The organism is Terrirhizobium terrae (genome assembly GCF_030323265.1).
Classification (GTDB): Bacteria; Pseudomonadota; Alphaproteobacteria; order Rhizobiales; family Rhizobiaceae; genus Neorhizobium.
The window spans coordinates 2,557,947-2,575,355 of record NZ_CP104992.1 but is presented as its reverse complement, the minus strand read 5'-3'; the positions used below and the strand labels follow the sequence as shown (position 1 = coordinate 2,575,355).

General features: G+C 61.2%; 15 protein-coding genes and 5 pseudogenes. 6 read left to right on the top strand and 14 right to left on the bottom strand.

Annotation, left to right across the window (positions count from 1 at the left end):
• Window positions 1-22 precede the first annotated feature (22 nt).
• From N7E02_RS20425 to N7E02_RS20415, 3 genes and pseudogenes are all read left to right on the top strand, one after another.
• Window positions 23-1,317, top strand: a pseudogene (locus N7E02_RS20425) (M16 family metallopeptidase).
• A gap of 30 nt (window positions 1,318-1,347) precedes the next feature.
• The gene (locus tag N7E02_RS20420) at window positions 1,348-1,959 is read left to right on the top strand and encodes a GNAT family N-acetyltransferase (protein WP_286579435.1); all 612 of its coding nucleotides are present in this window, start codon (window positions 1,348-1,350) and stop codon (window positions 1,957-1,959) included.
• Window positions 1,956-4,860 (top strand): annotated as a pseudogene (locus tag N7E02_RS20415) (EAL domain-containing protein). The gene N7E02_RS20420 and the pseudogene N7E02_RS20415 overlap by 4 nt, the downstream one beginning before the upstream one ends.
• A gap of 149 nt (window positions 4,861-5,009) precedes the next feature.
• Here the strand turns inward: N7E02_RS20415 and N7E02_RS20410 are convergent.
• The 3 genes and pseudogenes from N7E02_RS20410 to N7E02_RS20400 all read right to left on the bottom strand — a co-directional run bounded on the left by N7E02_RS20410 (window position 5,010) and on the right by N7E02_RS20400 (window position 6,996).
• The gene (locus N7E02_RS20410; protein ID WP_286579434.1) at window positions 5,010-6,071 is read right to left on the bottom strand and encodes a zinc-binding metallopeptidase family protein; all 1,062 of its coding nucleotides are present in this window, start codon (window positions 6,069-6,071) and stop codon (window positions 5,010-5,012) included.
• 101 nt (window positions 6,072-6,172) lie between these two features.
• On the bottom strand, window positions 6,173-6,364 hold the full coding sequence (locus N7E02_RS20405; protein ID WP_286579433.1) for a CsbD family protein: 192 nt from the start codon (window positions 6,362-6,364) through the stop codon (window positions 6,173-6,175).
• A 91-nt stretch (window positions 6,365-6,455) separates the two neighbouring features.
• Window positions 6,456-6,996 (bottom strand): annotated as a pseudogene (locus N7E02_RS20400) (YqgE/AlgH family protein).
• A 233-nt stretch (window positions 6,997-7,229) separates the two neighbouring features.
• Between N7E02_RS20400 and N7E02_RS20395 the strand changes: the two are divergent.
• Window positions 7,230-8,078, top strand: a complete 849-nt coding sequence (locus N7E02_RS20395) for a protein-disulfide reductase DsbD domain-containing protein (protein ID WP_286579432.1) — start codon at window positions 7,230-7,232, stop codon at window positions 8,076-8,078.
• Between the two features lie 90 nt (window positions 8,079-8,168).
• Window positions 8,169-8,654, top strand: coding sequence for a peroxiredoxin (locus N7E02_RS20390; protein WP_286579431.1), 486 nt, complete (start codon window positions 8,169-8,171; stop codon window positions 8,652-8,654).
• 58 nt (window positions 8,655-8,712) lie between these two features.
• Here the strand turns inward: N7E02_RS20390 and N7E02_RS20385 are convergent, their stop codons facing one another.
• Complete coding sequence (locus tag N7E02_RS20385) at window positions 8,713-9,021, bottom strand: Dabb family protein (RefSeq protein ID WP_286579429.1); 309 nt, start codon at window positions 9,019-9,021, stop codon at window positions 8,713-8,715.
• A 219-nt stretch (window positions 9,022-9,240) separates the two neighbouring features.
• Between N7E02_RS20385 and N7E02_RS20380 the strand changes: the two genes are divergently transcribed.
• On the top strand, window positions 9,241-10,317 hold the full coding sequence (locus N7E02_RS20380; protein ID WP_286579428.1) for an NAD(P)-dependent alcohol dehydrogenase: 1,077 nt from the start codon (window positions 9,241-9,243) through the stop codon (window positions 10,315-10,317).
• 56 nt (window positions 10,318-10,373) lie between these two features.
• Here N7E02_RS20380 and rnhA read toward each other — a convergent pair whose 3' ends face one another.
• The 10 genes and pseudogenes from rnhA to cyoE form a co-directional block, all read right to left on the bottom strand.
• The gene (rnhA, locus tag N7E02_RS20375; protein ID WP_286579427.1) at window positions 10,374-10,841 is read right to left on the bottom strand and encodes a ribonuclease HI; all 468 of its coding nucleotides are present in this window, start codon (window positions 10,839-10,841) and stop codon (window positions 10,374-10,376) included.
• Entirely contained in the window at window positions 10,838-11,818 is a 981-nt protein-coding gene (locus N7E02_RS20370) for a homoserine kinase (RefSeq protein WP_286579426.1), read from the bottom strand. Before N7E02_RS20370 ends, rnhA begins: the two co-directional genes overlap by 4 nt.
• A gap of 240 nt (window positions 11,819-12,058) precedes the next feature.
• Window positions 12,059-13,103 (bottom strand): annotated as a pseudogene (gene ispH, locus N7E02_RS20365) (4-hydroxy-3-methylbut-2-enyl diphosphate reductase).
• Window positions 13,104-13,181: 78 nt separating this feature from the next.
• Window positions 13,182-13,949 (bottom strand): SURF1 family protein, encoded by a 768-nt coding sequence (locus N7E02_RS20360; RefSeq protein WP_286583957.1) that lies wholly within the window; start codon window positions 13,947-13,949, stop codon window positions 13,182-13,184.
• A gap of 11 nt (window positions 13,950-13,960) precedes the next feature.
• Window positions 13,961-14,257 carry a helix-turn-helix domain-containing protein gene (locus tag N7E02_RS20355; protein WP_286579425.1) on the bottom strand — a complete coding sequence of 99 codons (297 nt, stop codon included), beginning with the start codon at window positions 14,255-14,257 and terminating at the stop codon, window positions 13,961-13,963.
• Window positions 14,254-14,600, bottom strand: a pseudogene (locus N7E02_RS20350) (type II toxin-antitoxin system RelE/ParE family toxin). The gene N7E02_RS20355 and the pseudogene N7E02_RS20350 overlap by 4 nt, the downstream one beginning before the upstream one ends.
• An 84-nt stretch (window positions 14,601-14,684) precedes the next feature.
• Window positions 14,685-15,563: a cytochrome c oxidase subunit 3 gene (locus N7E02_RS20345; protein WP_286579424.1), complete on the bottom strand. Its 879-nt coding sequence runs from the start codon at window positions 15,561-15,563 to the stop codon at window positions 14,685-14,687.
• A 59-nt stretch (window positions 15,564-15,622) separates the two neighbouring features.
• The gene (locus tag N7E02_RS20340; RefSeq protein WP_286579423.1) at window positions 15,623-16,243 is read right to left on the bottom strand and encodes a cytochrome c oxidase assembly protein; all 621 of its coding nucleotides are present in this window, start codon (window positions 16,241-16,243) and stop codon (window positions 15,623-15,625) included.
• A gap of 38 nt (window positions 16,244-16,281) precedes the next feature.
• The gene (locus N7E02_RS20335; RefSeq protein WP_510185315.1) at window positions 16,282-16,419 is read right to left on the bottom strand and encodes a cytochrome c oxidase system small membrane protein; all 138 of its coding nucleotides are present in this window, start codon (window positions 16,417-16,419) and stop codon (window positions 16,282-16,284) included.
• The gene (gene cyoE, locus N7E02_RS20330; RefSeq protein ID WP_286579422.1) at window positions 16,419-17,375 is read right to left on the bottom strand and encodes a heme o synthase; all 957 of its coding nucleotides are present in this window, start codon (window positions 17,373-17,375) and stop codon (window positions 16,419-16,421) included. The genes N7E02_RS20335 and cyoE overlap by 1 nt, the downstream gene beginning before the upstream one ends.
• Window positions 17,376-17,409 lie beyond the last annotated feature (34 nt).

Here is a 17,409-nt window from a genome sequence, read left to right as displayed (position 1 = left end):
CCAGCGCCGGAAAGAATTGCGTATGAATGTTGAAATTACCCGGCTTCCTCCGGTCTCACCGTCGTTACCGAAACCATGCCGCATCTGGAGAGCGTCGCGCTCGGCGTGTGGATCAAGTCGGGGTCGCGCAACGAGACCGAGGCGGAGCATGGCATTGCCCATCTTCTCGAGCACATGGCCTTCAAGGGCACCAAGCGCCGCAGTGCGCGCGACATCGCCGAGCAGATCGAGGATGTCGGCGGTGAACTGAACGCCGCGACCTCGACCGAGACGACGTCCTATTACGCCCGCGTTCTGAAGGACCACGTTCCGCTGGCCGTGGACATTCTCGCCGACATCCTGACCGAATCCGTGTTCGACAAGGAAGAGCTGCGCCGCGAGAAGCAGGTCATCCTGCAGGAAATCAACGCCGCCAACGACACGCCCGATGACATCGTCTTCGACCATTTCTCGTCGGTCGCCTATCGCGACCAGACGATCGGTCGGCCGATCCTCGGCACGCCGGAACGGGTGAAAAGCTTCACGCCGTCGCAGATCCGCGGCTATCTCTCGCGCAATTACACGACCGACCGCATGTTCGTGGTGGCGGCCGGCGCGGTCGATCACCAGTCCTTCTGCAAACAGGTCGAAGAGCGTTTTGCCGGCCTGCCGCAGACGGCAAGCGCCCCTCCCGTCTCCGAGGTCGCACGCTACACGGGCGGCGACATTCGCGAAGAACGCGACCTCATGGATACCCAGGTTCTGCTCGGTTTCGAGGGCAAAGCCTACCACATGCGTGACTTCTACTGTTCGCAGATTCTTGCCAACATCCTCGGCGGCGGCATGTCCTCGCGGCTATTCCAGGAAGTGCGCGAGCATCGCGGCCTATGCTATTCGGTCTATGCCTTCCACTGGGGCTTTTCCGATACCGGCATTTTCGGCGTCCATGCCGCAACCGGCGGCGACGAGTTGCCGACACTGATCCCGGTCATCATCGACGAGCTGCACAAGTCTTCCGAGACGATCCATCAGGTGGAAATCGACCGCGCACGGGCGCAGATCCGCGCCCAGCTGCTGATGGGCCAGGAAAGCCCGGCCGCCCGTGCGGGCCAGATCGCAAGACAGATGCTGCTCTACGGTCGCTCGATCCCGAACGAGGAGATGATGGAACGGCTGGAAGGCATCACCACCCAGCGCCTGACCGACCTCGCCGGCCGGCTGTTCTTCGATACCGTGCCGACGCTTTCAGCCGTCGGTCCGATCGAAAAGCTTGCGCCGATGACCGAGATCTCAGCGGCACTCTCCGCCCCCATCGTCAAGACCAAGGCGGCCGGTTAAACCCGGCCGGCCTCCCGGAGCGCGCACAGGATGGGCAGATCGGTGTTTCGGTTCTTGTCCCGGCATCCGGATACACCGGAGCTTCTCGGGCCGGAACATCTTCTGCGGCTGCCTCACCAGTCCGATTACAGCCAATGGTTCAAACTGCGTTCGGAAAGTCGCTCCTTTCTGCAGCCGTGGGAGCCGACATGGCGCGGCGACGAGCTGACCGAAAGCGCCTTTCGTGCGCGCGTGGTGCGTGGCGGCCAGGAATATGCCTCGGGGCTTGCCGTGCCGCTGCTCCTCTTCCGCCGTGAGGACATGGTGCTGCTCGGCGGGCTGACGATCGGCTATATTCGTCGAGGTGCGGCACAAAGCTGCATGATCGGATACTGGATGGGCGAAAAACATGCGGGCCAAGGCCATATGTTGGCCGCATTGAGAGTGGCAATCCCCTATATCCAAGGCGGACTTCAGTTGCACCGGATCGAGGCAGCCTGTATTCCGGAAAACTGGAAAAGCATCCGGCTCTTAGAAAAAGCCGGCTTCGAGCGGGAAGGTCTTTTGCGAAAATATCTCAAAATCAATGGTGAGTGGCGTGACCACGTGATGTTTTCCCGGTTGCCGGAAGACGGCGAATTCGGGAAAATGATCAAGCCATGACCGAAGATTTGCGTATTGCGTACCGGGCCTTCGGCCTCAAATTCCTGCTGGTTGCCCTTCTCGCGCTTCTGACGTTCGGGATCGCCGGTGCACGCGCCGCCGAACCGGTGAAGATTTCCGGGACGACACCGCGCTCGACCTGACCGCGACGACCGATATCTACGCCAACCAGGGCGAGGCCTTCCAGGTTTCGACAGCGGCCGGCGCAGACGGCATCCGCCGGCGCATCGAGGTGCGTTCGAGTTCGCAGAGCCACCAGGGCGACTGGGCCGTTTTCGCGCTTTCCAACGTCTCCGAGGAACAGTTGGAACGCGTCATCGTCGCCCCGCATTTCCGCCTTGTCGACTCCAAGGTCTTCTGGCCGGATCTCGGTTCTCAGCGCATCATCGCGATCACGCCGTCGGAAGGCTTTTCGCTCGACCGGGTGCCAAGCCCGGATGCGGACGTCTTCCGTATCACGCTCAACCCGGGTGCGACAATTACCTTCGTGGCGGAACTCGCCACCCCTTCCCTGCCGCAGATCTATCTCTGGCAACCGGATGCCTACAAGGATCAGGTCAACGCGTTCACGCTCTATCGCGGCATCGTGCTCGGCATTGCTGGCCTGCTTGCGGTGTTCCTCACCATTCTCTTCGTCGTCAAGGGCACGTCGATGCTGCCGGCGGCAGCCGCACTCGCCTGGGCGGTGCTTGCCTATATCTGCGTCGACTTCGGCTTCGTCGACAAGCTGATCACCATTACCTCCAGCGACCAGCGCATATGGCGTGCGGGCGCGGAAGTGGCGCTTGCCTCCTCCTCGTCATCTTCCTGTTCACCTATCTCAATCTCAACCGCTGGCACGTCCATCTAGGCTACGCGACGCTGGCCTGGGTGGTGGGTCTGGTGCTGCTCGGCGGCGTGGCGATCTACGACCCGTCCGTCGCTTCCGGTATCGCGCGGCTTTCCTTCGCGCTGACCGGCACGGTCGGCATCCTCCTGATCATCTATCTCGGCTTCAACCGCTATGACCGCGCCATTCTGCTGGTGCCGACCTGGACGCTGATCCTGGTCTGGCTTTTCGGAGGCTGGCTGACGGTGACGGGCCAGCTCGATAACGACATCATCCAGCCGGCGCTCGGCGGTGGCCTCGTGCTGATCGTGCTGCTGATCGGCTTCACCGTCATGCAGCACGCCTTTGCCGGCGGCGCCTATCAGCAGGGCCTGTTCTCCGATCTCGAGCGCCAGTCGCTGGCGCTGACGGGTTCCGGCGACACCGTCTGGGACTGGGATGTCGCCCGCGACCGCGTCGTCACCACGCCCGACATTTCCGGCCGCCTGGGCCTTGAGCCCGGCGCGATGCACGGGCCGGTGCGCAACTGGGTGCCGCGCCTCCATCCCGACGACCGAGACCGCTTCCGCGCCACGCTCGACGTGCTGCTCGAACATCGCCGCGGCCGGCTGCATCACGAATTCCGCATCCGCGCCGAGGACGGCCATTTCCACTGGCTGCAGATCCGTGCGCGGCCGGTGCTCGGCTCCAACGGCGAGATCATCCGCTGCGTCGGCACGATCATCGACGTCACCGAACAGAAGAACTCGGTCGAACGCCTGCTGCAGGATGCGCTGCACGACAACCTGACCGGCCTGCCGAACCGCCAGGTCTTCCTCGACCGTCTGCAGGGCGTGCTGACGCTCGCATCCGGCGGCGACAGCGTGCGACCGACGGTCATGGCGATCGACATCGACCGCTACAAGCAGGTGAACGACAGTCTCGGGATCGCGGCCGGCGACAACATGCTGATCGCGCTCACACGGCGCCTGCGCCGCCTCCTGAAACCGCAGGACACGCTGGCACGGCTTGCAGGCGACCAGTTCGGCCTCATCCTCGTATCCGAACGGGACCCGGCCAAGATCGCCGATTTCGCGGACGCGGTGTCGAAGGCGATCATGGTGCCGATCAACTATGCCAATCGCGAGATCGTGCTGACCGCTTCGATCGGCCTGGCCTCCTGGGTGGACCAACAGGAAAGCGCCGCCGGGCTTCTGGCGGATGCGGAACTTGCCATGTACCGGGCCAAGCGCGGCGGCGGCAACAAGGTCGAGCCGTTCCGGCCGGTCTTCCGATCCTCCGGTACCGACCGGCTGCAGATCGAGACGGATCTTCGCCGCGCGCTGGAGCGCAAGGAATTATCGCTCGCCTATCAGCCGATCATTTCGCTGAAGGACGGCGAGATCGCCGGCTTCGAGGCGCTCATGCGCTGGGAGCACCCAAAGCGCGGCACGATCCCGCCATCGGAATTCATCCCGATCGCGGAAATGTCGGACCTTATCGGCCCGCTCGGCGTGTTTGCCATGGAAAAGGCGGCGCAGGATCTCGTGTCCTGGCAGGAGCAGACCGGCGAGCTGCCGATCTTCGTCTCCGTCAACCTATCGAGCGCGCAGTTGCTCAATGCCGATCTCTACAACGACGTCCGCTCGCTCGTCTCAAAGACCCATGTCAATCCGGCCCAGTTGAAGCTGGAACTGACCGAGAGCCTGATGATGGAGAACCCGGAACAGGCGCGGCTGGTTCTGGCCAAGCTCAAGGAAACGGGCCTCAGCCTCGCGCTCGACGATTTCGGTACCGGTTATTCGTCGCTCGCCTATCTCACCCAGTTCCCGTTCGACATGATCAAGCTCGACAAGAGCATTGTCGGCGACAATAGCGACCGTGGCTCGGTGCTGCTGCGCTCGGTCATCGCCATGGCGCGGGCGCTGGAAATGGTCGTGGTCGCGGAAGGCATCCAGACCGACGACGACGCGATGGACCTCGCCAAGATGGGCTGCCATTACGGCCAGAGCTACCTCTTCGGCCCGCCTGCAGCAGGGGATGCGATCCTGCGTCTGCTGAAAGAGCGCTTTCCACTGACGAAGCGGGCTTGAGGCGAGCTTCCTTATCTCCCCCTTGTGGGGGAGATGTCATCGAAGATGACAGAGGGGGTGGCGCAGCGAACTCAACCAACGAAGAGTATGCGGATCTACCCCCTCTGCCCTGCCGGGCATCTCCCCCACAAGGGGAGATCAGCTAGCTGCTACCGCCTCTGCACCAAATCATGGATGAACTGCAGCTTGGCAGTCACCGCCGGCGTCAGGATGAACGGGTAGAGATCCGGCACGCCCATCGACCGGTGGATGCTGTTGATCGCCAGGCTGAACGGTATCCAGGCCGAGACGAGCTGTTCGGCGCTTTCTGCCCTGTAGGGATTGAAATCGACCTCGGCGGCAAGTTCCTCGTGCTGGCGCGGATCGATCGACATGCCGTAGGAGCGCGCCGTTTCCAGCGTGTCGACGATATGGATGTAGTGGGCGAAGCTTTCAGCGAAATCCTCCCAAGGATGGGAGCTGGCATAGGTCGAGATGAAGAAGTCCTGCCAGTTCGGCGGCGGCCCTTCCTCGTAATTTCGCCGCAGGGCCTCGCCGTAATCGACCGTCTCATCGCCGAAGACCGTGCGGAATTCCTCCAGCCGGCCGCCGTCGCGCACCATCTTGTCCCATATGTAATGGCCGGTCTCGTGACGGAAATGGCCGAGCATGGTGCGATAGGGCTCGTTCATCGACACGCGGATCTGCTCGCGTGTGGCGTCGTCGGCTTCTGCAGCACGGATCGCAATCAGGCCGTTTTCATGGCCGGTCATCGCCGGCTTGAGTGTGCCGTCCGGCTGGACTTCATCGACAAGGAAGTCGAAGACCAGACCACCTACTGGATCCTCGTCGCGGTTGATGCGCGGCAGGTTCCATTTGAGCATCGAGTAAAAGAGATGGCGCTGGGCCTGGCTGATGCGCCGCCACTGGTTGAGCCCCTCCTCCGTCGAGGCATCGGGTACGAGCCGATTGTGCCGGCAGGCAGGGCAGAAGACGTTCGGGTCATCCGCCATGACCGTCCAATTGCAGATGTCCAGGCCTGCGTTTTCGCAGAGCCTCACCTGATGATCAGGCTTGCCGAACAGATGCCAGGTCACACCATCTTCTGCCGCTTCGAGCGCCTGCATCGAGAGCGTTTCGGGCACGAAGGCGAGCCGATAGCCGCAATTGACGCAGTTCCGGTTGACGAAGAAGACAGTCTGGCCGCAGTGATCGCAATCGAAGAGGCGCATGGATGATCCGCTCGAGAGAGGGTTGAGGAGCACATAGAAGAAAACCTGCCCCGACCGAAGCCGAAACAGGTTTCCCGTTCGATTGGAGAGTCGAACTTAAATCAGACGCGGTCTACGAAGTCCTTCGCGGCGTCCTTGACCTTGCCCTTGGCCTGCTGAGCATGGCCCTTGGCTTCCTGGGCGTTGCCCTTAGCCTTGAGGTTGCGGTTGTCGGTCATGTCGCCTGCGGCCTGCTTGACCTTGCCGGCGATCTCGTTGCCCTTGCCGGATACCTTGTCGCTGGTGCTACCCATCGGTGTTTCTCCTTATCTCGTGGCGCTGTCAGCGCGCCTTGCAGAGTAGAAACGACGGGGACGGCAGTTCGTTCCAGCGTAAGTAATTTAATCAGGCGTGGCCGGCGTCAGTAGACAGCATTTCCGGACTTACGCCCATCAGGGCCAATGCTCGTTCATACTTGGTATCGACGCAGGGATCAAAGATGATGTCGTCATGGGCGTTGCAGTTGAGCCAGCCATTATTGCTGATCTCCGCCTCCAGCTGACCTGCCGCCCAACCGGCATAACCGAGCAGCATGGTGGCGCGCGCAGGGCCCTTCCCTTCGGCGATCGCCCGCAGAATGTCGAGCGTCGCGGTCAGCGAGATGTCGTCGCTGACGGGAATGGAGGATCTCGCTGGAGAAATCATCGGAATGCAGGACGAAGCCCCGCCCGGGCTCCACGGGCCCACCGGACAGGACCGGAAAGTGGCGGGTCGTATCCGGCAGCATGAAGGCTTCAGGTTGTTCAAGTAGCTTCAGATGCAGCAGCACATCACTGAACGAAAGTTCCTGCAGGCGGTTGATGATGAAGCCCATCGCGCCGGCCGAGGAATGGGCGCATATATAAACGACACTGCGGGCGAAGTTGCCGTCCTGCACGCCGGGCATGGCGATCAGGAACTGGCCATCCAGAAAACCGCGTTCGCTCTTGTCCGTCAGTGCCGAGTATCCCAATCCTGCCTCCAGTCGGTGTGCTGTCAAAGCCCAGTCCAGTGGTGCGGACCGTAGCAAGCGGTCAGTCACAGCAACATGGGGCAGTCCTCAATATCATTCAACCGAAAATGATCGCTTTTCCTCAGACGTGGCTGGCAGGCTTGAAAGCACTGAGTTAAATCCAGTGCATGAAGACGATTGCCCCCACTTCCCGCAATCCCTTGATTGCGGCTGCAGCGCTTGCCCTCCTGTCTCTCCTTGCGCCCATGCCTCCGGCGCAGGCCGAGACTACCGACTGGGCAGGCAATGAAGGCGGACGCATGCGGATCGTGGCGCTTGCGCCCGACACGCGCGGCATCGTGCGCGGCGCGCTGCAGATCGAACCCAAGGCGGGTTGGATCACCTATTGGCGGGAACCCGGCGATGCCGGCATTCCCCCGCATATCAACTTCCCGTCATCTTCCGACGTGACATTGCAGAAAATGTCCTATCCCGTGCCGAAGCGCTTCGACAATGGCGACCTGCGCGACATCGGCTATGACGGTCCGGTGGCATTTCCGTTCGAACTGAAGATCACGGACCCGTCCAAGCCGGCGAAGCTGACGGCATCCACCTTCATCGGTCTTTGCCGCAATATCTGCATTCCCTTTCAGGCCGATTTCTCGCTCTCCCTCAATCAGGAGGGCGGCACCTCGTTCTCCGAGGCGATGATCGTCAACGACGCCGAGACCAAACTGCCCGAGAAGCCATCCGGCGATTTTGCGGTGACCCATTATGCGGTGTCGGCCGACGGCGATCAGCTGCGGCTGCGGTTGCGGCTTCCCAAAGACGCCGTCAAGAAGCCGAAGGTGATCGTCACCGGGCCCGAGGGGCATGTGCTTTTCAGCGACGATGACGGCAAACGCGACGGCGACGACTATTCGGTGGCATTGCCGGTCGGCAAGCTGCCGAAGGATTACGACATTAAGGGCAAGCGCTGGGGCATTCTCGTGCTCGCCGGCAACCGCGCAATGGAGACCTCACTCGCGTTTGAGTGAGGGTCCAGCGAGTGAGGTTCCGGGCGCCCTTGTCTTGGGTTTCGTCGGCTCTATAGTGCTGGAATTGCATTTGAAACGCGAGACAACACGATGACCATTGCAGTGGGCGACAAGCTTCCCGAAGCCAAGTTCAAGGAAAAGACCGCGGACGGTCCGGTCGAGATCACAACGGGTGAACTCTTCGCCGGCAAGAAAGTCGTGCTGTTTGCCGTGCCCGGCGCCTTCACGCCCACCTGCTCGCTCAACCATCTGCCCGGCTATGTCGAGAACCGCGATGCGATCCTGGCTCGCGGCGTCGACGAAATCGCCGTCGTCGCCGTCAACGACTGGCATGTGATGGGTGCCTGGGCGCAGCAGTCCGGCGCAATGGGCAAGATCCATTTCCTCGCCGATTTCGACGCGTCTTTCACCAAGGCGATGGGTCTTGAAGCCGATCTTTCTGCTGGCGGGCTCGGTGTCCGCTCCAAGCGCTATTCGATGCTGGTCGAGGACGGCGTGGTGAAGTCGCTTAATGTCGAGGAAAGCCCCGGCCAGGCCACCGCCTCCGGCGCCGCGGCGATGCTGGAACAGCTCTGAATTTCATTCTGCAAAAAGGGCGCCTCGCACGGCGCCCTTTTTCTTTGATGCCCTGCGATCAGGCCGCCAGGTCGTAGACGATAAGCCCCGACAATCCACCATCCGCAGCCGCGATAAGGCGTTCGGCGACGGCGATGTGAGCCGGCGCGGTAATGTAGGCGTCACGAGCTTCAGGGCTTTCGAAGGTCACGACAAAGCCGTCGAGAAAGCCACCATTCAGCCCTTCCAGTGATACGTTCGGCCCCGCCTTCAGGTCGAGAATGCCGGGGACGACATCTCGCAGGGTCGCAACCGCTTCATAAAGTTCCTGCTTTTCGGCCGCCTGAAGCGCCGATTTGAAGCGGATGAAAACACAGTGAAGAATCATGCGGGATTTCCCCTATCGCGTCGAGAATTTGCCTCACCATAGGCACTCAGCCCCGGCTGGCAAGCATCTACCCATAGGGCATCGTGATGCCGCTGAAATGACGAAAGACAATCATGACGCGATAACGTCATTGATCTGCGTCATATTGCGATCCTTGCGTTTGCCTATGGTCAGCCATGCTTGCTCATCCGCAAAGGGACAATCCGAGAGGAATTGCAAATGGCGCAGAAAATGAAGGCCGCGATTTTTGTCGACAAGGGGCGCATCGTGCTCGACGAGAAGCCGATCCCGGAGATCGGCCCGCTTGATGCTCTGATCAGGATCACCACCACGACGATCTGCGGCACCGACGTGCATATCCTGAAAGGCGAATACCCCGTCGAAAAGGGACTGACCATCGGTCACGAACCGGTCGGCATCATCGAGAAACTCGGGTCCGGCGTGACCGGGCTGAAGGAAGGCCAGCGGGTGATCGCCGGCGCCATCACGCCATCGGGCTGGAGCCATGCATGCCTGTGCGGCTGCGGCGCGCAGGACGGGGCCGGCACCAAGCATGGCTGGAAGGCGATGGGCGGCTGGCGCTTCGGCAACACGATCGACGGCGCGCAGGCCGAATATCTGCGCGTTCCCGATGCCATGGCCAATCTTGCGCCAATCGACGACGGGATCAGCGACGAGCAGGTGCTGATGTGCCCGGACATCATGTCGACCGGCCTTTCAGGGGCTGAAACCGGGCAGATCAGGATCGGCGATTGCGTCGCCGTCTTCGCCCAGGGGCCGATCGGGCTTTGCGCGACCGCCGGCGCGAAACTGATGGGCGCGACGAAGATCATCGCCGTCGACACCGTGCCGGCGCGACTGGACATGGCCAGGCGCATGGGCGCCGATATCGTGGTCGATTACAAACAGGAAAACCCGGTCGATGCGATCATGCGGATCACCGATGGCCGGGGCGTCGATGTGGCGATCGAGGCGCTCGGCACGCAATCCACCTTCGAGTCGGCGCTGAGAGTGCTGAGACCCGGCGGCATACTGTCCAGCCTCGGCGTCTATTCCACCGACCTGACCATTCCGCTTGATGCCTTCTCCGCCGGCCTCGGCGACAAGTCGATCCGCTCGACCTTGTGCCCGGGCGGCAAGGAGCGGATGCGCCGCATGCAGGATGTCATCTCGTCCGGCCGCGTCGATCTTTCCGGCCTCGTCACGCACCGGTTCAAGCTGGACGACATCGAAGCGGCCTATGACCTCTTCGCCAATCAGCGTGATGGCGTGCTGAAGGTGGCGATCACGCCGTGAGGCGCGAGTGATGGCGGCTTGATGATCCGCTGCGGGTGCGGCGGACCATCGGCGCATTACTTCACCAGAAGCGACCTGCCCAGATTGGGCTTCTTGAACGGCGCCATGCCGAGGCGGGCGAGTTCATCGGCCCGCTCATTTTCCGGATGGCCGGCATGGCCCTTGACCCAGTGCCACTTGACTTTGTGGCGCTGGTTGGCGGCATCGAGCTGCTGCCAGAGTTCACCATTCTTGACCGGCTTCTTATCGGCGGTCTTCCAGCCATTCTTCTTCCAGCCGAAGATCCATTTCGAAATGCCGTCCATCACATATTTGCTGTCGGTGTGGAGATCGACCTCGCAGGGACTCTTCAACGCGTTCAGCGCCGAGATCGCCGCCAGCAGCTCCATGCGGTTGTTGGTCGTTTCCGCCTCGCCGCCATTCAGCTCCTTGGTGGTCTCGCCATAACGCAGGATGGCGCCCCAGCCGCCGGGGCCAGGATTGCCGGAGCAGGCGCCATCGGTGAAGATCTCGACATGCTTCATGGTGCGGCCACCTCGATATTGGGTGCGTACTCGGCGGTCGTAGACACCTGCCGGTGGAAGCGCAGCTTGCGCAGATATTCGAGCGGGTCCTTCTTCACCACCAGCGCGCCTTCCGGCGTGGTCAGCCAGTCATAGAGACGGGTCAGGAAGAAGCGCAGCGCCGAGCCGCGCGACAGGACCGGAAGCGCATCGCGTTCCGCATCCGAGAGCGGCCGGACGGAGCAATAGCCTTCGATGAGCGCCGAACCCTTGGTGACGTTATAAGCGCCGTCCTTCTCAAAGCACCATGCATTGAGGCAGATCGAGACGTCGTAAGCGAGCAGGTCGTTGCAAGCGAAATAGAAGTCGATCAGACCGGAAAGGTTGTCACCGAGGAAGAAGACATTGTCCTGGAAAAGATCGGCATGAATGACGCCGGCCGGCAGGTCCTTCGGCCAATGGGCTTCGAGATAGGCGAGCTCTGCCGTGATCTCCTCCTCTAGACCTTTCTCCACCTCGTCGGCGCGCTCGGCCGATTTGTCCCACAGGACTTTCCAGCCTTCGAGCGACAGCGCATTCGGCCGCTTGATCTCGAACCCTTCGCCGGCAAGGTGCATTTCGGCCAGCGCCTTGCCGACTTCACGGCAGTGTTTGGCTTCCGGCTTTCTCAGCCACATGCCTTCGAGGAAGGAGATCAACGCGGCGGGACGGCCGGACAGCTCGCCGAGCAGCTCGCCATCCCGGCGCGGCAGCGGCAGCGGGCAGGACAGGCCGCGTTCCGACAGATGCTGCATCAGGCCGAGAAAGAACGGCAGGTCCGACTTTTCCACCCGCTTCTCGTAAAGCGTCAGGATCAGCGGATCCTTCGTCGTGTGGAGCAGGAAGTTGGAATTCTCGACGCCCTCTGCAATGCCCTTGTAGGAGGTCAGCTCGCCGACATCATATTCGGCAAGAAAGCGCTGGAGGTCGATTTCGGTGATGTCAGTGTAAACGGCCAAGGAAAACTCACTTTGGATCGAATTTCAGCGACAGCGGCATTCCCTCATTCCTGTGCTTGTCACAGGAATCCAGCCACGGCGCGTCTGCGCCGTGAATAACAAGTTCGTCGCGAAAATGCCACAAGGGTTCTCTCGCGCCCAATGACTTGGGCGCACTGGATTCCTGTGACAAGCACAGGAATGAGGGAAGTTGGGACCAACTCCAACCTTCCCGGACTCTTAAGCCGGTAAATCGAATCGTTATCGAACGATTTCGTCAGAGCCTGCAGCAAGCGGGCGATCACCGTTCACCCAGGCCATATCTTCCGTCGTCAGCGGCACGCTGCGAAGCTCGCGGTTGACGAGGAAGTTTTCGGTTTCCTCGGCGGTGATCGCAAGCTCGATCTCGGCGGAGAAACGCTGCTTGAAAGCCTCGATGATCTCGTCGACGATAACTTCCGGGGCCGATGCACCGGCAGACAGGCCGAGCGTGCCGATATTGCCGATCTCGTCCCAGTTCAGCTCGGAGGCGCGCTGCACCAGCATGGAGCGCTTGGCCCCTGCCCTCAGCGCCACTTCAACGAGACGCTTGGAGTTGGATGAGTTCGGTGCGCCGACGACGATGAAGAGATCGCAGCCGGGAGCCGCCTCCTTTACCGCTTCCTGGCGGTTGGTCGTGGCATAGCAGATCGAGATCGGCTGCGGGCGCCGTCAGGTTCGGGAAGCGTTCCTGCAGCTTGGCGATGACGCCCGCCGTGTCGTCGACCGACAGCGTCGTCTGGGTGACGTAGCCGAGATTGTCCGGGTCTTCGGGCATGTAGGCTTCGGCGTCCGCGATCGTATCGACGAGCGAGACAGTCCCCGGAGGAAGTTGTCCCATCGTGCCGATGACTTCCGGATGGCCGGCATGGCCGATCAGCACGACATGACGGCCGAGGCGCTGGTGGCGCATCGCCTGCTTGTGGACCTTGGAAACCAGCGGGCAAGTCGCGTCGAGATAGAAGAGATTGCGGGCCTGGGCATCTTCCGGCACCGATTTCGGCACGCCATGGGCGGAAAAGACAACCGGCTGCTCGCGATGTTCTTCGGGGATCTCGTGCAGTTCCTCGACAAAGACGGCGCCCTTGGCCTCGAGGCCTTCCACGACATAGCGGTTGTGGACGATCTCGTGGCGGACATAGACCGGCGCACCATATTGCTTCAGCGCCAGAACGACGATCTGGATCGCCCGGTCGACACCGGCGCAAAAGCCGCGCGGACCGCAAAGCCTGATCTTGAGAGCCGGTTTGGTGACCTGAATGTTCATTCCGCGTCCGATGTTCGTGGTGCGTTTTTCAAGCCTCATATAGGCGAGCCAACCAAGCCCTGCCAACAGAAAATGTCGTTATCGCGACCCCGGGCCGGCTGCGGCATCCGGCCTGCGGCTGCGCCACCACATGCCGAAGACCACGGCCATGAGGGCCGCGGCGAGCCCGTACCAGGTGACGGCATATTGGAGATGATTGTTCGGCAAGTCGAACTGCGTAACGCCACCCTTCGGCCAACTACCGGGATTTGTCACCGAAGCGTCGGCATCGACGAACATCGGGATGACGCCGGAGAGGCCGCTGCTGGACGCCATCGCATCGAGGTCCTTCCAGTAGAAAATGTTCTTGGCGAGATCATTGTCCGGCACGATCATCGACGGTTTTTGCGTGAGCTTCGAGCGCGCATAGCCGGTGATCGTCTGTTCGCCCGTCACCTCGCCGGCGGCCCGCGTCGCCGGCTCCTTCATCTCGTAGGGCACGAAGCCGCGATTGACGAAGATCACACGGCCATCGGCGAGCTTAAGCGGCGTATAGACATAGAATCCGGTGCGGCCTTCGAACGTGGCGAAGAAATGCCGTTCCTTCGCATGGTCGAACGTGCCGGACATGGAGACGCGACGATATTCGATATCTTCGCCGGCGGCGGGGCTGCGTTCGATATCGGCCAGCGGGACCGGCTCGGCTGAGCGACGCGCGGCGATATCGGCGAGCAGCCCTTCCTTCCAGTAGAGCCGCTCCAACTGCCATGTGCCGAGCGCGAACAGAATGGCGAGTGAAAGAAGGACGACGACGGCGGTGAGGATGATGCGGAGGCGGCCGGTTTTACCTCGCCGCGTGGCTGGCAGTTGAAGCACCTTCAAACGAGCTCGATACGCAGATTGCGGCCAACGGCAGCGGCGGCACGGCGTAGGGTAAGGAGGGTCACGGATGGATTGTTAGGATCGAGCAATCTATCCAGTTGCTGACGGCTGGAATGCATCCGCTGTGCCATTGCAGTTTTGGTAAGTCCCTCTTGCTCCATCGCGGCACGCAGCTGATCTGCAATGACCTGCTTCAGCGCGATAGCCTCCGTTTCCTCCAGCAGACCGTCCGCTTCCAGGAAGTCGTCGAATGTCTCCGAACGGTCGATATAGCCTTTTGCTTCTTTGCTCATACCACGTCTCTCTTTCTCGCCAAGGCGAGGTCAATGTCCTGCGTAGGCGTCTTCTGCGTCTTCTTCTCAAACCCGTGGAGCAAGATCATCTCTCCTCATGGATGAAGAAGATAACCCTTGCGATGCGTCCACCGGTCAAGCTGCTGCGTACTTCCCAGAGTCCGTGGCCCAATGATCGACAATAGGGCATGCCGAGAGGCCATCCGAATTCAACACGCTGGATATCGACACCTATTTGCCTTCGGTCTTCACGCGAGAGATCCAGCAGCCATTCACGCACTGGCCTACGTCCGCTCCCGGGCGCATAAAATCTTCCGACGATCTTCTTGGGTGCCTCGATCATCTGCTGTTTTGTACCAAAATTGATACGTTAGCGCAAGCATTAAGGGCGGCCCATGCCGCCCTTAATGCGCACCTTGGTCCACGATCACATATGCGCCAGCGGCGCGCCCCATCCGCCCCAGATGTAGATGGAGAAGAACAGGAACAGCCAGACGACGTCGACGAAGTGCCAGTACCAGGCGGCGGCTTCGAAGCCGAAATGCTTTTCCGGGGTGAAGCCGCCGTTCATGGCGCGGAGCAGGCAGACGATCAGGAAGATCGTGCCGACCAGCACGTGGAAGCCGTGGAAGCCGGTGGCCATGAAGAAGGTCGCGCCGTAGATCGAGTTCGCGAACTCGAACGGGGCATGCATGTATTCATAGGCCTGGACGAAAGAGAAGAGGATGCCGAGCGCCACCGTTAGCGCCAGGCCGGTAACAAGGCCCTTGCGGTCGTTGTGGAGCAGCGCATGGTGCGCCCAGGTCACGCAGGTGCCGGACAGAAGCAGGATGATCGTGTTGTAGAGCGGCAGGTGCCAGGGATCGAGGACCTCGATGCCCTTCGGTGGCCACTGTCCGCCCATCGCCTCGACGCGGGAGGCCTGGATCGCCTCGCCCGGATAGAGGCTGGCATCGAAGAAGGCCCAGAACCAGGCGACGAAGAACATCACTTCCGAGGCGATGAACATGATCATGCCGTAGCGCAGATGCAGCGATACGACCCGGGTGTGGTGGCCCTCCCGGCCCTCCTTGATCGTGTCCGCCCACCAGCCGATCATGACATAGACGATGATCGCCAAGCCAATGAAGAAGATCCACGGCGTCGCCCAGTTGAGGCCGAACATGTGGAATTCGCTGCCCTTGAGATAGCGCATGTAACCGACGCCGCCAAAGGTGATGACGAAGGCGCCGATCGAGGCCAGAAGCGGCCAGGGGCTCGGATCGATGATGTGGTAGTCGTGATGTTTCTGATGCGCATCGGCCATATCAGGTACCCCGGTGAATGCCTCTCCAACCGCCCAAGGTCATCCCCGGGCGGCTCCTCTCAAAGCTTGCTTTCAACCTGTTCTTCATCCTTCCTGACAGCGGCGACGGGTTTGGTCGGCTCGCTCGGATAGAAGGAATAGGAAAGGGTGATCGTCTTTATGTTCTTCGTCTCTTCCGCCTTCACGATCTCCGGATCAACGAAGAAGATGACGGGCATGGACACGCTTTCGCCCGGCTGCAGCGTCTGCTCGGTGAAGCAGAAGCACTGTACCTTGTTGAAATAGGCGCCCGCTTCCATCGGCGTGACGTTGAAGACCGCAGTACCCGTCGTCGCGACCGGCGAACGATTGGTGGCGGTGAACTCCACCTGCACCGTCTCGCCGATCTTCGGCTTGACGGTCCTGGCCGGCTTGAACTCCCAGTTCAGGCCGCTCGATACATTGGCGTCGAAGGTGACCTGCATGGTGCGGTTAAGAACGGTGGTCGAATATTGTTCGACGCGCTGGGTCGTACCGTTATAGCCGGTGACCTGACAGAAGAGGCGATAGAGCGGCACGGACGCATAGGCTGCGCCAACCATGCAGGTGACGAAGACCGCGCAGCCGGCAAAGATCGAGGCGTTGCTGACGCGTTTCGTCTGCGCCACGTCCGACTTTCCGCCTTGAACCTCGCCTCCCATGTCGCTCCTCCCTAGCTCCATTCGGCCTTATTTCTCGCCTAGTTCCAGAACCCGCCGACCTTGACCAGCGTGATCACGTAGAAAAGGACACAGAGCCCGGCGAGAACCAGACCGAGCGCCACATTGCGGTTTCGCCGCGATTTCCTCTGCGCCTCGCTGAGCTTGATGGTTTCGATCAAAGCACGCCTCCGATGAAGGCGACAATATCGGCCGCGACATGATCGACCAGCAGGGCGGAGAAGACCGCGAAGAGATAGAAGATCGAATAGAAGAACAGCTTCTTGGCCGGCACCATCTTCTCGTCATCCTCAGGCATGCGCAGCACTAGGATGGAATAGTAGAGGAAGATAACGCTCAGAATACCGGTAAAGATGCCGTAGCCGATGCTGGCAAGACCGGTAAAGGTTGGAGCTGCGACAACGGCCGCCATCAGGACCGAATAGACGACCATCTGGAGTTTGGTGGAACGCTGGCCGACGACATTCGGCATCATTGGAATGCCGACCGAGCCGTAATCACGCATCTTGAACAGAGCTAAAGCCCAGAAATGCGGCGGGGTCCACATGAAGGTGATCATGAATAGGATGACGCTGTCGAGCGACACGCCTCCCGTCACGCAGGCCCATCCGAGCATGGGCGGGAAAGCGCCGGCGGCGCCGCCGATGACGATGTTCTGCGGCGTCGAGCGCTTAAGCCACATCGTGTAGACGACGGCGTAGAAGAAAATCGTGAAGGCGAGCAGGCCGGCGGCGAACCAGTTGACGGCGAGGCCGAGGATGGCGACCGAGAAGGCGGACAACGTCAGGCCGAAGGCAAGCGCTTCCTTGGGCAGGATGCGGCCGGCCGGGATAGGCCGCTTGGCCGTACGGGTCATGACCGCGTCGATATCGGCATCGTACCACATGTTGAGCGCGCCGGACGCACCAGCGCCGACGGCGATACAGAGGATCGAGATGACGGCCAGAACCGGGTTCAGATGGCCCGGTGCCAGAACGAGGCCCGCAAGGGCAGTGAAGACAACCAGCGACATGACCCGCGGCTTCAGAAGCGCGAAGAAATCACGCGCATTCGCCTCGGAAAGGAGCTTTCCTTCCTCGTTGCCAATGGCGTGGGTGGGGTCGATGACGGTCATTTCACTTCAAATCCTGAGAAGATGCCGGGCGCCT

Excerpts from the sequence above, each read along its gene's own strand:
- cyoE (WP_286579422.1), bottom strand. The coding sequence starts at position 17,375 with ATGACCGTCATCGACCCCACCCACGCCATTGGCAACGAGGAAGGAAAG.
- N7E02_RS20410 (WP_286579434.1), bottom strand. The coding sequence starts at position 6,071 with ATGCGCCTCTTCGATTGCGATCACTGCGGCCAGACTGTCTTCTTCGTC.
- N7E02_RS20345 (WP_286579424.1), bottom strand. The coding sequence starts at position 15,563 with ATGGCCGATGCGCATCAGAAACATCACGACTACCACATCATCGATCCG.
- N7E02_RS20355 (WP_286579425.1), bottom strand. The coding sequence starts at position 14,257 with ATGAGCAAAGAAGCAAAAGGCTATATCGACCGTTCGGAGACATTCGAC.
- N7E02_RS20385 (WP_286579429.1), bottom strand. The coding sequence starts at position 9,021 with ATGATTCTTCACTGTGTTTTCATCCGCTTCAAATCGGCGCTTCAGGCG.
- N7E02_RS20340 (WP_286579423.1), bottom strand. The coding sequence starts at position 16,243 with ATGGGAGGCGAGGTTCAAGGCGGAAAGTCGGACGTGGCGCAGACGAAA.
- rnhA (WP_286579427.1), bottom strand. The coding sequence starts at position 10,841 with ATGAAGCATGTCGAGATCTTCACCGATGGCGCCTGCTCCGGCAATCCT.
- N7E02_RS20420 (WP_286579435.1), top strand. The coding sequence starts at position 1,348 with ATGGGCAGATCGGTGTTTCGGTTCTTGTCCCGGCATCCGGATACACCG.
- N7E02_RS20380 (WP_286579428.1), top strand. The coding sequence starts at position 9,241 with ATGGCGCAGAAAATGAAGGCCGCGATTTTTGTCGACAAGGGGCGCATC.
- N7E02_RS20405 (WP_286579433.1), bottom strand. The coding sequence starts at position 6,364 with ATGGGTAGCACCAGCGACAAGGTATCCGGCAAGGGCAACGAGATCGCC.
- N7E02_RS20390 (WP_286579431.1), top strand. The coding sequence starts at position 8,169 with ATGACCATTGCAGTGGGCGACAAGCTTCCCGAAGCCAAGTTCAAGGAA.
- N7E02_RS20395 (WP_286579432.1), top strand. The coding sequence starts at position 7,230 with ATGAAGACGATTGCCCCCACTTCCCGCAATCCCTTGATTGCGGCTGCA.